Source organism: Chryseolinea serpens (genome assembly GCF_900129725.1).
In the GTDB taxonomy this organism is placed as follows: Bacteria; Bacteroidota; Bacteroidia; order Cytophagales; family Cyclobacteriaceae; genus Chryseolinea; species Chryseolinea serpens.
In genome coordinates this window covers 2,637,958-2,651,951 of record NZ_FQWQ01000001.1, presented here as the reverse complement: position 1 = coordinate 2,651,951, position 13,994 = coordinate 2,637,958, and the positions used below count along the sequence as shown (strand labels likewise).

Genomic DNA, 13,994 nt, shown 5'->3' with positions numbered 1-13,994 from the left:
TTGAAAACAGTTCTCTCCATCAAAGGACTCACCAAAGACTACGGACGCCTCCGTGCCGTGAACCAGCTCAATCTGGAAGTGCAGCAAGGACAAGTCTTCGGTATGCTGGGCCCCAACGGCAGCGGCAAAACCACTACACTGGGCATGCTCATGGGGGTGACAAACCCCACCGCGGGAGAGTTCACCTGGTTTGGTGAACCCCCGACACACACCCTTCGAAAAAAGATCGGCGCCGTGTTGGAACACCCCATCTTTTATCCCTACCTCAGCGGGCAAAAGAATCTGGAGCTGAACGCCATGGTGAAGGAATGCCCCGCCGACAATATTCCCAAAGTGTTGGACTTGGTTGAGCTCTCCGGAAGAAAAGACGATAAGTACAAAACATATTCCCTGGGCATGAAGCAACGCCTCGCCATTGCTTCGGCGCTGTTGAACGAGCCCACCGTGTTGATCCTGGACGAACCCACTAACGGTCTCGATCCGATGGGCATCGCCGAAATTCGCGAGCTCACAAAAAAGATCGCTGCCAGTGGCAAGACCATCATCCTGGCAAGTCACTTGTTGGATGAAGTACAGAAGGTATGCACACATTTTGCCGTACTCAAAAAAGGCAACCTCATTCATTCCGGCCCGGTAGACGATGTGGGGCGGGGCGCAGAGACCGTGGAGGTGCAAGCCGACGTGGCCAACCTCAGTGAACTGCTGATGGATTTTTCGGGGACGGCCTCGATCAACCGCGAGAATGGATATTTCCAGGTAACGCTCCGCGACGAATTTCACGGCAAGGACCTCAACCGCTTTTTGTTCGACAAGGGCGTGGTGGCCAGTCACCTCGTCACGAAGAAGAAGAGCCTGGAGAAAATGTTTTTGGAAATACTTTCAGAACACTAAACGATCATGCTGTTACACCTGCTCAAAATAGATCTCAAGAAGCTCACCAGCTACAGAACCTTCTGGGTTGTGTGCGGCTTGTATTTTATCACGATCGGATTTTCCACAGCCAGTGGCATGGAGTTTTTGAAATGGCTGGCCAGTATCATCGAAGGCTTCGGACAAAAGATCAACATCGATCGAATACCGCTGTATCATTTTCCCGATGTGTGGTTGAACCTGGTATGGTGGAGCGGATTTTTCAAAGTGCTGCTGGGCATCATGACGGTGATCTCGATCACGAATGAATATACGTATCGCACGCTGCGTCAAAACGTGATCGACGGTCTGAGCCGGTGGGAGTTTTTGTTGACGAAAATCTTGACCAACTTTTTGTTGAGCTTGCTCAGCGTCGTGCTCATCTTTCTCATCGCCTTGGTCACGGGTTTTATCTACTCGCCCGAGATCAATTGGAACTATGTGTTTACCGATCTTGAATTTTATCCCGCCTACTTGCTGGAGGTTTTCTCCTACCTTTCCTATGCGTTGATGCTGGGCATATTGGTGCAACGTTCGGGACTTACCATCATCTTGTTGTTGCTTTCTTATTTGCTGGAATTCATCATCAAGACCAATATCGATGACTATATGCCCTGGATTATTCCGTTTTTTCCGATGGAATCCATCAGCGCGCTGATAAAGATGCCGTTATATCGATATGCGTTCCAGGAGATCCAAGACTATGTTGATCCCTTGTCAGTTGCGGTTGCATTTGCCTGGATGGTCGCCTTTAACTATTTCAGCTACCTGAAGTTGAAACGCTCGGATTTGTAAAACCATTCGTCGCCAAATACGGCGTACCGCAACATTTCAAAAACGCCCAACCCCGCAATTACTGGCCATCTAAGCCCTGTCGACAAGCCGAAGACTTTCGCCGGTGAATGATCGGCATCAAAGTTGATTGGGGGTTTCCTTTACAAAATTGGGAAATTTGCACGCGTAGCCGGGTAGTTTCACACGGTTACAATAAGCGAACGCCATGGATACATGGCGAGATGGGCTTCTCTGTTTGATTCAAAATACCTCTCTTTGAACTACATCAAACAGAAACGACTATGAAAACAAGACTATTGCTTTTATTGAGTGTTTCCGTATTACTCTTTGCATGTACTGAAGGAGAAGACAGGGAATCGCCGATGTGGGGTATTGATTTTTCAGATGAAGCGGCGTCAGGTTTTGCCATAGGCTCCGTTGACAAGCAGAACGATGGCGCGAAGATCACCTACATCGCCAAAGCCGCCAACCTGCAACATGTGAAGGATGACGTCTACTTATTGACCTATGCTTTTCAGAGCGGCGATCAACTGCAATTGACCATAACAAAAAAGACGGCGGACTATAACTATCATTTCCCCGGCACCACCACGGAAAACCAAATCATCGTGGCGATGTTCAATGGTGAAACGTTGGATCTTACCGACAGTGATGTTTCCATCCAACCCCGCACCGAAGAAAACAAACTCTACACGGTAACAAACCTGCACACCACCAGCACCGGCGACTTCAACGGCACCATCGGCCGCGTCCCGCTATTAAAATAACCAACCCCCAAGGATTCACAAACAAGTCAGAATCGGGAAGGCTGACGGAAATTAGTCGCGCGAAAGTGTAGACTTGAAGTCTGAAAGACTTTCCGAATAATAGCCCCGGGCGCAAACCCGGGGTTATTAATATAACGTCGCTTCAACCCCGAACGGGGCTAGGGGTTCAAGAACTCTATCGGATTCAAGTAAAACATTTTCTTCCAACCCTGCGGCGCAGAGTCAATTCTCCAAGGATAGGGAATCAATGTAACTATGGAGTAATGCAAATGCGCAGGCTTCCCTTTCGCATTGCCGGTTGTCCCAACGGTTCCTATTTGCTCAGCCTGACGCGCCCATGAAAAAATGTTTGCGTCTATCCGTTGAAGATGTGCATAGTAATGCAACCGCCATTTCGGTCCAAGAACCAAAACGACATTCCCACCCATCTTAAGCTCTCCCGTGTAGATCACCCATCCCCCCGTTGCTGAACCCACAGCCGTGCCCTCCTTTGCAAAAATGTCGACGCCTTTGTGTGTGCCCGACTTTCCCCAGGGATAATACCAAAACGACTTGGGGTGATAACTCTTGCGATCCGCGCCCGACACGGGGTTCATAATTTGCTGGGGTAACAAGAATCCCAGAACGATGATCACCGTGAGGGCAACGCTGAATAATTTCTTTTTCGAATATTTCATAAGATCTTATGAGGTGCGCGAATACGAATTTCCCTCCGTCACGAAACTCTCCCGCATAAACTCTTCCGCCCGTTTGTTCACAATCGGCAGCTTATCCATCCACGCGACTTCCACAGCGTACACGCCAAAATCCTCGGTCACTTTGCCTTTGATCGAATAAAACCCACGCCCCCGGAAGGGAAACTTACGCGCGCTATCCGGAAAATGCACCGTATCAAAAACTTCGCCGCGCTCGTCAAAGAATGTCCCGAAGAACATCGACTGCTGCGTTTTCATCGTGCTGGCATCTTTCGTGGTCACCACGTAGCCGACAATATGGACTTGTTTGTTTTTCTTGTTTTTCAGATCGCGCGCCAACGTATCGCCACGCTCCGGCGAGGCGACAAGCAAAAACGGATTACACAACGGAAACCCCAGCAACTCGATCTCATCAAATGCATCTTCCAACGAATTTCGTTGCAACACGGGCAACGGGTAATCTTTGGGCTCCGTGTCGAACAAGTCTACCGTGGTCTTGTTGCGCTGTTTGACGTTGCCAAAATACAACATCGCTTCCCACAACAACCGCTGTTTGCTTTTGCCAGTAAAACGAAAGGAACCCAAGCGGATCAGGATCCGGATTTGCTCCAGCCCCAGCGCTATGCGTCGCAGGAAATTGTCCAGGCTTTTATATTCACCTCCCCGTAACCTTTCCTCCGGAATTTCCTTTGCGATCTTGGACTCGAGGCTCTTCAAATGGACAAAGCCGATGAAGATGGAGGTGTCATAGATCGTCGTCAGGTATTCGCTCCGGTTCACACAGGGGGCTTCGATCTCGGCGCCATTCATCCGCGCCTCATGAAAATAGAATTCCGTGCGATAGAATCCGCCAAAATTATTGATCACCCCTACCATAAATTCCAACGGGTAGTGTGCTTTTAGATAAAGACTTTGATAGCTCTCCACCGCGTAGCTGGCCGAGTGTCCCTTGGCAAATGAATAGCCCGAGAAACTTTCGATCTCGAACCACACGCGGTCGGTCACATGCTGTGCATAGCCACGCTCGCGGCAGTTCTCAAAAAACCGTTCGCGCACGCGCTGAAACTCTTCCCGCGAACGGTATTTCCCCGACATGCCCCGCCGCAGCACGTCCGCTTCGGTCAACGTGAGGCCCGCAAAATGATGGGCCACTTTGATCACGTCCTCCTGGTAGACCATCACGCCATAGGTCTCAGCCATCAACTCGTCCATCTTTGGATGAATGGATTCGTATGTGCCGCCGTTTTGCGTCAGGTGAAAGCGTTCGATATACGCCCGCATCATTCCTGAACTGGCCACGCCCGGCCGGATGATGGAGCTGGCCGCCACCAGCGTGAGATAGTCCGAACACCGCAGCTTTTCCAATAGCATGCGCATGGCCGGCGACTCCACGTAAAAACAACCCATGGCCTTGCTGTTGCGCAGCAGGTCCTTCACTTTCTCGTCTTCCTTGAACACATGGAAGCGATGAATGTCCACGTCAATCCCGCGATTGCGCTTCACGTGTTTCACGGTCTCTTTCAAGTGCCCCAGCCCGCGCTGGCTCAGGATATCAAATTTGTAGATGCCCAGGTCCTCGGCGTTGTGCATTTCAAAATGCGATACAGGATAGCCTTTGGGCGGAAGTTCCGTGGCCGTATAGGCGTAGATCGGTTTTTCGGTGATGAGCACGCCGCCAGCATGAATGGAGATGTTGGCCGGCAACCCCTTCTTCACGATATAGCTGGCATATTTAAAAATAAGTTCGGTGATCTGGTCGCGACTTTTGAAATGTTGAGGCTCTTCCACCAGGGCATCGATCTCTTCTTTGGGCAAGCCGAACACTTTTCCCAGCTCACGCAAGATGGAGCGATACTTATAGGTGGTGTGTGTGCCCAGCAGGCAAACGTGATCCGTGCCGTAGGTGTCAAAAATGTAGCGATAGATGTCGTCGCGGTTGTCCCAGGCGAAGTCGATGTCAAAGTCGGGAGGGGAGGTGCGCTCTTCGTTGAGGAAGCGCTCGAAATAAAGGTTCAGGTCGATGGGGTCCACGTTCGTAATGCCCAAACAATAGGCGACCACGCTGTTGGCCCCGCTGCCACGCCCGACAAAGTCGTACCCTTTTTGTTTTGCAAAGACGATGAGGCGGTACGTGACGAGATAATACGAGCAAAAGTTTTTATGGCGAATGATCCGCAGCTCCCGGTTCACGCGCTCGGTCAGTTCCTCTAATTCCTCTGGCTTGCTATAGTGGCCATAACGCAAGGCAAACCCTTTCCAGGTTTCCGTTTCCAGGATGCGCCAGTCTTCTTCCGGCGACCCGTAAACATGTTTTTTGTTTTTATCTTCCTTGAGCGTAAAGTCCAAATGGCATCGCGCCAGCAGGCCCTCGGTGTTTTTTACCACTTCGGGATATCGCTTGAAGGCGTAACCCAGCACTTCCTCCGGCATCATGATCTCTTCTTCGTGCGCCAGCAAATGTTTGGGAAACTTGCTCAGTAACGTGTTGTCGTTGATGGCCCGCAGCAAGCGGTGAATATTATAATCCGTCTTGTTTGCAAAAGTGACGGGGTGAAGGACTACAAACTTAGATTCATACCCGGCATAGGCTGCATACACAGCAAACTGGTTCAACTCATGTTTTCGCACGCCGATGTATTCATGACCGCGGAGTTGTTCGGGCGCCACCTTTTGGAAAGGATAGATGATAAAAACGTTGTCAAAGTCCGGGGCCCGTTCGGGAAATGGTTTGGCCTCGCGGTTGTAGCGCGACAAGAAGCGTGTGATCTCTTCAAACCCGGCGTTATTTTTTGCGATGGCGATATACAGCAGATCGTTGCCATTTCTAAATTCAACCCCCACCACGATCTCCAGCGCGTGGGTCCGCTTGCCGGTAGCCGTTTTCGGTCCCCGTCGTGGCGAACGCTCCTGACACAAACGCAACATCTCGATGTAAGACGCGGTATTGTTTATTTCCGTCATCACCAACTTGTGGACGCCACACCGTATGGCCTCCTCAAACAGGTCCTCCACCGGTAGCGTGCCGTATTTGAAACTGAAACCGGTGTGACAATTGAGGTACATGCTTTCTTGATGCGGATTAATAAACTAGGATGTGGCCTTGAATTCCATGTACGCCATCACCGCCTTGATCTCACCATACGTGAAACCGGGGCCCAATTTTTCTTTGATCGGCGCCAGCATTTTCCCACCCACCTGCTCGATGGCGAGCTGAATGGTTGGGATCTTTGCCGGTCGCACAAGCTCTTCCACCGGAAGCTTTCCATATTGAACATAGAAGGCCAGGTGGTTTTCCACGGTGCCCACACTCAAGTTGCGCAACGCTGCGATGTCCGCGGCCAAATGACCGGCCTTGAACAAGTCGAGGGTTTGTTGTTTGGTTTCATTTTCCCGTTGCGGCCGCTCCGGTCTCTCCCTTCGCCCGCTGCTGGTGCGCTTCGGGGATTTCAGATGCATGCGCGTAGCCAAACTGTTCTCCTCGCAGTACCGCACAATGGCATCTTCAAAGGCAGGTCCATAGCGCTCCACTTTCAACTCGCCAAAGCCCGAGATGTTTCGCATCGACGCCCGATCCAGCGGCAGATACGTGGCCAGCTCGCGCAACGACGCATCCGAAAGCACCACGTAGGGCGGCACATTTTCTTCCTGCGCTAGCGTTGTGCGCACTTTCTTCAGGATCATAAACAGCGGTGCCTCGTATTCGGCGGATTCTTCAGCGACCTGCATCATCGGCGCGGGCAATTTCTCTTTCGAGCGCACCAGCATCACGCGCTCGGCACCACGCAATACGGCGGCGCTTTTCGGTGTCAGTTTCAATACCGGGTACGTGCCATCCGATTTGGCGAGGTAGCCCTGTGCCAGCAAGTCGCGGATAATGCTGACCCATTCTTCTTTGCTGGTGTCGGCACCTACGCCAAAGGTTTTCAGCGCCCGGTGGTCGTCCATGATCTTTGCGGAATTCGAGCCGCGCAAAACGTCGATCACATAGTTGGTGCCAAACCGCTCCTGCAAACGCGTCACGGCCGACAGCACCTTCTGCGCCTGCACCGTGCCCTCTTCGCGCTCTACCTGCGTGAGACAGATGTCGCAGTTGCCGCAATAGCTGGGCGCGGGTTCGTCAAAATAGTTTAACAGGTATTGGCGGCGGCACGTCACCAGGTCGCCATAGGCTGCCATCTGGTCGAGCTTTTTCAGGTAGATGCGGGTTTGTTCGGCGTTGCCTTCGATCTCCACAAACTTTTTCATCTTGCTCACATCTGCATAGGTGTAATAGAGCAAGGCCTCACTCTCCAACCCGTCGCGTCCAGCGCGTCCGGTTTCCTGGTAGTAGCTCTCGATATTTTTGGGAAGGTCCATGTGCACCACATAGCGCACGTTCGATTTGTCGATGCCCATGCCAAAGGCGATGGTGGCCACCATGATCTTCACGTCGTCGCGCAAAAACATTTCCTGGTGTCGCGCGCGCTGCTCTTTTTCCATCCCGGCGTGATAGGGGAGTACGTTAAAACCTTCTTTTGCCAGGTCGGCCGCCAGGCTATCCGTTGCCACGCGCGACAGGCAGTAGATAATGCCCGATTCTTCTTTCCGGGTTTCTAAAAAGCCCAGCAGTTTTTCAAAGCTCCGTTTTTTCGGCTCCACCGTATAACGGATGTTGGCCCGGTTAAAGCTCGACACAAACACGGCGGGGTTGCGCAGCGCCAGTTTTTCGATGATGTCTCTTTGCGTCACCTTGTCGGCCGTGGCCGTCAGGGCGATCACGGGCACGTTGGGGAGCGTTTGTTTCAGTTGGTTCAGCAGCAAATATTCCGGGCGGAAATCGTGACCCCAATGCGAGATACAATGTGCCTCGTCAACGGCCACCAGGCTCACGTTGAATGAGCTGAGACGCCGGAAAAACGAGCTTTCGGGCGCCAGGTACAACAGCTTCATTTCTTTTGACAACACTTTGCTGATGATCGCGTCCTGCTCCGCGCCGCTTTGCGTGGAATTGAGATAGGCCGCCTGCACACCGTTCAGCCGCAAGGCATCCACCTGGTCCTTCATCAGCGCAATGAGCGGCGAGATCACAACGGTAAGGCCATCGAGCAACAACGCCGGCACCTGGTAGCACAGCGACTTGCCGCCGCCCGTGGGCATCAACACAAAGGTGTCTTTCCGCTGAAGCACAGACTGAATGATGGCTTCCTGTTCCAAACGAAAGGAAGAATACCCGAACCGGGTCCGAAGAATTTCTAAAGGCGACATGACAACAACGTTATGAATATAAAGATAAGAACACAACGTCTTCCATGCTATATTATCCGGATAAGATCGGCTATTCGCCTCCAAAAAATAAAGCGGCCGAGGCACAAACGAGGATGTGGTATTTTTTCCCACAACGAGGGTGGCAAACAACGTCACAAACAACATCACCGCGCCGCACAACGGCCGCTTATTTTTCTTCCTGTGGACCAACGCCTCACCAGCCTTCCGTCGAGGGATGGCGCCTGGTAGCATGGTCGGGAACAGATTCAAAAGTATGTGGCGGCTCCCTCGTACCTCGGGGTGGGCCCGCCCGTACCGAATGTGCGAATGACTCTCTATTGAGTATTCCCACGATACGTTCGGGCGGGCTATCGGTTCCAAGTCCGGCCATCGCTCGATCCAACCGCCCCCGACAATTGTCGGGATCGGGCTTTCCACTTCTATCCCTGGCCGGGACGATCCCACCGGGCGAGGAGGCTCTTCATAGGACCACATACTCGCACACATAACCGCCAACGGTTTACTCGCCTAACAAAATATCGCGGTAGTGAATCCAGCGGTTCTCAGCGCGGGCCAGCACCGTAATGCGGTCGCAAAGAAAATGCTGGCTATAGGGCAGATCCTTCAGATACGGCCACGCTTTCAGAAAATCTTCTGCCGAAAGTTTTTTCGCCACGGTGATGTGCGGCGTATAGTTCGCATCCTCCTTGATTAATTTTTCAAAAATATCCCGCACGGGATACTTATTGACAATATCCAAAACAATGGTGCGCTCCGATCCGTGGTAAAACACACTCAGGTCCTTGATAAAGATGTTGAACGGCTTGATGTTGGCCACCTTCACTTCCACATGCCGGATAATGTCGTTCACGTGCTCGTCCTGGTATTTGAACAATGAAATATGCGCAGTCGAATACCGGTCAGAGAACTCGTGACCGATGAGGTAATGCACGTCGTCCTTCAGCACAAATACGTCGCTGAGAATGTGTGGTGGCGGCGAAATAATAAAGAACAATTCCTGAACGGGTGATTTTGTGGTTGCGATGGATGTTTTCATAGCCTATAATTTTTTCATTTGTTACACTTGACTCACTTCAGATTCCCTTTGAACATATTCATCTCCATCCGCACGCGGCGGTTCACGCCCAGCGTCGTCGCGCGGATTAGTTTCTCCACACCGTGTTTGTGCTTGATAAAGTCGATGGCCTCATACAGGTTGATGCTTTCGGCCGTGTCGTCAAAAAGACTGATCTGGTGACTGCCGTGCACGAGGCTGCTCAGCCGCACACCCACCAACCGGATCAACATCCGCCGGTTGTAGAGTCGCTTGAACAATTCGGTCACGGTGTTCAGCAGGATGTGGTCCGACGATGTATAGGGAATGTGAATTTGTTTTGTTTCCGTGTCGAAGTTGGAATAGCGGATCTTCACCGTCACACACGACGCCAGTTTCTTTTGCTCGCGCAGTTGGAAGGCCACCTTCTCCACCATGGCGATCAAAATGGATTGCAGGCGTTTCACGTCGATGGTGTCTTCTTCAAACGTGCATTCCGTGGAAATCGACTTTTGTTCAGCATAGGGCACCACGGGCGACTCGTCCACGCCATGGGCCTTGTTCCAGAGGCTGAGACCATTCTTGCCAAAGGCACTCATGAGAAACTTCAGCGGCATTTCACGCAACGTGGCCACGGTGCGCACGCCCATGTCATACAAAAAAGAAGCGGTCTGCTTACCGATCATCGGGATCTTCTCCACGGCCAGCGGTGATAGAAACGCCTGCTCTGTGCCGGCGGCAACATTGTGTTTGGCCTCCGGCTTAAACTCGCCCGTGGCCACTTTCGACACCAGCTTGTTCCGCGACATGGCCAGCGAAATGGGCAGGCCAGATTCTTTATTGATCTTTTTCTGCAACTCCAGCGCCCACTGAAAAGCCCCGAAGTAACGGTCCATGCCGCTGGCATCTATATAGAACTCATCGATCGACGACTTCTCGAACATGGGAGCCGCCTCGGCGATGATCTCCGTCACCTCGTGCGAACATTGGCTGTACGACTCCATGTCGCCCGAGATCACCTTGGCATCGGGGCAGAGCTGCAGGGCCAGGTACATGGGCATGGCCGAATGCACCCCGAATTGCCGCGTTTCATAGCTGCAGGCTGCCACCACGCCCCGGCGGCTGCTACCTCCTATAATAAGAGGCCGGCCCACCAGCGCTTTGTTGTTTCTACGCTCTACCGCCACAAAAAACGCGTCCAGATCCAGGTGAATTATGTTCCGCTCCATGACGCTAAATAACTAAAAATATTAGTAAAATGTTTTGCTTTTAAACTAATTTTTTTAGTTTTGTACTGTTGTTAATGCCATAGCAACTCCCATCCCAACCTCTGCGCCAAATAGGCGAGAGGTGGGACAGGGTCTTTTTACAGTATGATGTATTTTGAATAGGATTAAACATGTTGAGCAGAAGTGCAGACGGTATGAACTATAGGAGCGGAGAAAACGGAATGTGATGAGAGGAGGACTATAGACGAAGAGACTGTACCGGAGATCAGAAAAGATTGCAAAGTTGGCTACTCTGTGCGCCTAAACCTTTCCGCTATACGGCGGAGGGTTTAGTCCAGGGTGACCAAAGGGTGTTGGCAAGCGTGTGCTTGACCGGCGACGCGATGCTAAAACTGTTCTGCGCACCGGGCTTTGGCGATCGTAAGAAAATACCGACGTCCATTGTGCTCAGCCTTTGTTTTTCGTAAACACTTACCTCGTATTTTTACAACTATGGCTATGATCAATAAGAACCTGAAATTTCTGCGCACCCAAACCGGGATGACGCAAAAACAACTGGCCGAAAAACTGGGCCTCAAGCAAGCCGCCATCGGCGCCTACGAAGAAGAGCGATCCACCCCGCCATTGGCCTCCCTGCTCGACATCACCAAGATCTTCAACGTGAACCTCGACGCCCTCGTGCGCCAGGACCTAAGCCGTCTGTCGGAAAAAGAACGCAAGGCTGCCAGCCCCACCAAAGGAAAAGACATCCTGGCCATCACGGTGGACAGCAATAATAAAGAGAACGTCGACCTGGTATCGCAAAAAGCATCGGCTGGCTACCTGGCGGGCTACCAGGATGTGGAGTTTGTAAAAGACCTCCCAAAGATCAGCGTGCCCATGCTTCCGCGCAACAGAACCTATCGCGCCTTCGAGATCCAGGGCGACTCCATGCTGCCCGTGCAACCGGGCAGTGTAATTTTTGGAGAATATATGGAAGATGTTGCGGCCATAAAGAACGGCAAGCTCTACATCCTGGTCACCAAACAAGACGGCATCGTCTTCAAACGCGTTTTTAACTTCACCGCAGAGGAGGGCAAATTGCTGTTGGTATCCGATAATCGCCAATACGAACCCTATTCCGTCGACGCTGCCGAAGTGCTTGAGATCTGGCAAGCCAAAGCGTTCTTTACCAACCAGTTTCCCGACCCGCAAAACGCCAACGCCGTCTCTACCGAACACCTGGCCCACACCGTGCTGCAATTGCAGGCCGAATTGCAGAAATTAAAAAAGAAGTAAGCGCACGCACGCCATGTAAGTTTTGCCTGATTTAACACGTGTAGGGGTACAGTATTCTCGATAGCTTGGCCTGTCTCAAATAAGTTATCCCATGACGCGTCGCATAGCCTGTATCCTGATCGCAGTCGCCTGTTATCCTGCCTTGGCGCAACAACCTGTTAAAATGCTTGAGCCCGTTCGCGTCGACAACCTCGATCTTAGCGCCGAGGGCGAGCAGCAATTCAACGCGAATCAAAAACTCATTCAACAGATCGCCGCCAAATTGGAGCGTGGCGTGAACCTTAAAGACCTTCCGCCTGATCAACAGAAAATCTATTCCGAATGGGATGAGACCACAGAAGACTATTGGGATATTCTCGGTGAAGGATGCAGCTGGTATTGTGGTGCGATTTGCAATAACGTGAGCGCATCGTCGACGTTAAAATCGCAAGGCGACAATGTCTACGACGCCAACAACGCACACGACCTGAACTATAAAACGGCCTGGGTGGAAGGCGCACCAGGCGATGGCATCGGGCAATTCCTGCTCTACAAATTTGCGCCAGAAAACCCGCGAATAAACGAGATCATCGTGGTTAATGGCTACGTGAAAAATCAGACCGCCTGGGCGAACAACGCGAGGGCAAAGAAATTGAAACTGTATGTCAACGACCGGCCCTATGCCATATTGAATCTGAAGGACCTGCGCGCGGCGCAACATTTCCAGGTAGACCCGATCGGGAACGGCGATCGCGATTTTACTACACTCAAATCGCAACCCGAGTGGCATCTCAAATTCGAAATTCTGGAAGTATACAAAGGTCTCAAATACGATGATCTCGCCATCTCCGAAATCTATTTCGACGGACTGGACGTCCATTGTTTTGCAAAAGGCACAAAAGTGACCGCTGCCAACGACCAAACCCGGAACATCGAAGACCTCGCACCCGGCGATGAAGTGCTTTCTTTCGACCTGCACACAAATCAATTACATCCTGCCATCGTAGAGCAAGTGGCGAAAGTTGTGCACCACGGCATAGTAAAATACGCTTTCGACAACGGACGGGAAATTGTGGCGACACAAGACCATCCTTTTTTAGTTGCAGGAAAAGGCTGGGCATCGCTGAAACCAGAGGGCTCCCGTCAATACAAAGGGTTTGAAGACATTGGCAGGATTGCCTTGGGCGATGCCTTTGAAATTTATGACGGTCAGGGAAACAAAAGCACGGCGAAGCTCAAGCAGATTGAATATCTCGATGGTCATTATGAAACGTATACCATCACGCGTTTGAAAGGAGGTAATAACTTCATTGCAAATGGCTGCGTCGTTGGGGTGGAGGATGCGGGAGCTGTGTTGGCGGGAGCGGGTGCGCAGGAGTAGGTGCATGGTGCTTTATTTTTTGTCACCTCACCTTCGCTAACGTTTCTGCGAGCACGCGCAAAGGACAGGGTTAGTTCTTTTGTAGAATCGTCATCATGCCGGTGAAATGTGCTTTTAGTATTTTGCCTTCAACCGTTCCGGCGATGTCGATGGTATAATCTCCTCCTGACCGTGCTACGATCATTTGTCCAGCAGCAAAAGAAAACACTTGAGGGCCCGGCGATGAAGCGGATGGGTCCGTGTTGTCCAACTGCACATGGCCTGCAAGGATCGCAAAGGCTTCGGCGCGGCTTTCTGTTCGTGTGAAGGTGTACGTTCCTATATCCAGGTCTTGTGTTGCACCATAGACCGACAACGCGATGGCATTTCCTTGTCCCGTCATCGTATGCCCGTCGGTGGTGAGGCCTGCGGATAAGAGCATGAATACGTTTTGATAATAAGGTGTGCCACTCCCGGGGCTGACTTCGGGCGAAGGTGAATAGAGCAGGAAAGCCGATCGCAAACCTCTGGTCTGGCCGTCGAAGTTGAAGACGTTGGCTTTGGTGTCATCGTCTTTTTTGCATCCGGCCATGCTCAACACGAAAATGTATGACGCCGTGATAATCACTCGGCAGGCGGTGCGAAGGATGATGAAGGGCATAACGTTTGTGTGTTTATAAAAAC

General features: G+C 51.6%; 11 protein-coding genes. 5 read left to right on the top strand and 6 right to left on the bottom strand.

Annotation, left to right across the window (positions count from 1 at the left end):
* The 3 genes from BUB30_RS10580 (at position 1) to BUB30_RS10570 (ending at position 2,471) form a co-directional block, all read left to right on the top strand.
* A complete protein-coding gene (locus BUB30_RS10580) occupies positions 1–891 on the top strand; it encodes an ABC transporter ATP-binding protein (RefSeq protein WP_073133444.1) in 891 nt (296 codons plus the stop codon).
* A gap of 6 nt (positions 892–897) precedes the next feature.
* Entirely contained in the window at positions 898–1,704 is an 807-nt protein-coding gene (locus BUB30_RS10575) for an ABC transporter permease (RefSeq protein ID WP_073133442.1), read from the top strand.
* A 281-nt stretch (positions 1,705–1,985) separates the two neighbouring features.
* Positions 1,986–2,471 carry a hypothetical protein gene (locus tag BUB30_RS10570; RefSeq protein WP_143164851.1) on the top strand — a complete coding sequence of 162 codons (486 nt, stop codon included), beginning with the start codon at positions 1,986–1,988 and terminating at the stop codon, positions 2,469–2,471.
* A gap of 158 nt (positions 2,472–2,629) precedes the next feature.
* Here BUB30_RS10570 and BUB30_RS10565 read toward each other — a convergent pair whose 3' ends face one another.
* The 5 genes from BUB30_RS10565 to dinB all read right to left on the bottom strand — a co-directional run bounded on the left by BUB30_RS10565 (position 2,630) and on the right by dinB (position 10,693).
* Positions 2,630–3,148 carry a M23 family metallopeptidase gene (locus BUB30_RS10565; protein ID WP_073133438.1) on the bottom strand — a complete coding sequence of 173 codons (519 nt, stop codon included), beginning with the start codon at positions 3,146–3,148 and terminating at the stop codon, positions 2,630–2,632.
* Positions 3,149–3,154: 6 nt separating this feature from the next.
* Positions 3,155–6,229, bottom strand: a complete 3,075-nt coding sequence (locus BUB30_RS10560) for a DNA polymerase III subunit alpha (RefSeq protein WP_073133437.1) — start codon at positions 6,227–6,229, stop codon at positions 3,155–3,157.
* Between the two features lie 24 nt (positions 6,230–6,253).
* On the bottom strand, positions 6,254–8,410 hold the full coding sequence (recQ, locus tag BUB30_RS10555; RefSeq protein WP_073133436.1) for a DNA helicase RecQ: 2,157 nt from the start codon (positions 8,408–8,410) through the stop codon (positions 6,254–6,256).
* A 520-nt stretch (positions 8,411–8,930) separates the two neighbouring features.
* Complete coding sequence (locus tag BUB30_RS10550; RefSeq protein ID WP_073133434.1) at positions 8,931–9,467, bottom strand: 2'-5' RNA ligase family protein; 537 nt, start codon at positions 9,465–9,467, stop codon at positions 8,931–8,933.
* A 32-nt stretch (positions 9,468–9,499) separates the two neighbouring features.
* Positions 9,500–10,693, bottom strand: a complete 1,194-nt coding sequence (gene dinB, locus BUB30_RS10545; RefSeq protein ID WP_073133432.1) for a DNA polymerase IV — start codon at positions 10,691–10,693, stop codon at positions 9,500–9,502.
* 498 nt (positions 10,694–11,191) lie between these two features.
* Between dinB and BUB30_RS10540 the strand changes: the two genes are divergently transcribed.
* Positions 11,192–11,971: an XRE family transcriptional regulator gene (locus tag BUB30_RS10540; protein WP_245804062.1), complete on the top strand. Its 780-nt coding sequence runs from the start codon at positions 11,192–11,194 to the stop codon at positions 11,969–11,971.
* A 91-nt stretch (positions 11,972–12,062) separates the two neighbouring features.
* Positions 12,063–13,331 carry an NADase-type glycan-binding domain-containing protein gene (locus BUB30_RS10535; protein ID WP_084138013.1) on the top strand — a complete coding sequence of 423 codons (1,269 nt, stop codon included), beginning with the start codon at positions 12,063–12,065 and terminating at the stop codon, positions 13,329–13,331.
* A gap of 70 nt (positions 13,332–13,401) precedes the next feature.
* Here the strand turns inward: BUB30_RS10535 and BUB30_RS10530 are convergent, their stop codons facing one another.
* Complete coding sequence (locus tag BUB30_RS10530; RefSeq protein WP_073133427.1) at positions 13,402–13,971, bottom strand: hypothetical protein; 570 nt, start codon at positions 13,969–13,971, stop codon at positions 13,402–13,404.
* Between the last annotated feature and the right edge of the window lie 23 nt (positions 13,972–13,994).

Bases quoted from the DNA above. Each gene is read 5' to 3' on its own strand.
- recQ (WP_073133436.1), bottom strand. From the start codon at position 8,410: ATGTCGCCTTTAGAAATTCTTCGGACCCGGTTCGGGTATTCTTCCTTT.
- BUB30_RS10575 (WP_073133442.1), top strand. From the start codon at position 898: ATGCTGTTACACCTGCTCAAAATAGATCTCAAGAAGCTCACCAGCTAC.
- BUB30_RS10530 (WP_073133427.1), bottom strand. From the start codon at position 13,971: ATGCCCTTCATCATCCTTCGCACCGCCTGCCGAGTGATTATCACGGCG.
- BUB30_RS10560 (WP_073133437.1), bottom strand. From the start codon at position 6,229: ATGTACCTCAATTGTCACACCGGTTTCAGTTTCAAATACGGCACGCTA.
- BUB30_RS10535 (WP_084138013.1), top strand. From the start codon at position 12,063: ATGACGCGTCGCATAGCCTGTATCCTGATCGCAGTCGCCTGTTATCCT.
- BUB30_RS10540 (WP_245804062.1), top strand. From the start codon at position 11,192: ATGATCAATAAGAACCTGAAATTTCTGCGCACCCAAACCGGGATGACG.
- BUB30_RS10550 (WP_073133434.1), bottom strand. From the start codon at position 9,467: ATGAAAACATCCATCGCAACCACAAAATCACCCGTTCAGGAATTGTTC.
- BUB30_RS10570 (WP_143164851.1), top strand. From the start codon at position 1,986: ATGAAAACAAGACTATTGCTTTTATTGAGTGTTTCCGTATTACTCTTT.
- dinB (WP_073133432.1), bottom strand. From the start codon at position 10,693: ATGGAGCGGAACATAATTCACCTGGATCTGGACGCGTTTTTTGTGGCG.
- BUB30_RS10565 (WP_073133438.1), bottom strand. From the start codon at position 3,148: ATGAAATATTCGAAAAAGAAATTATTCAGCGTTGCCCTCACGGTGATC.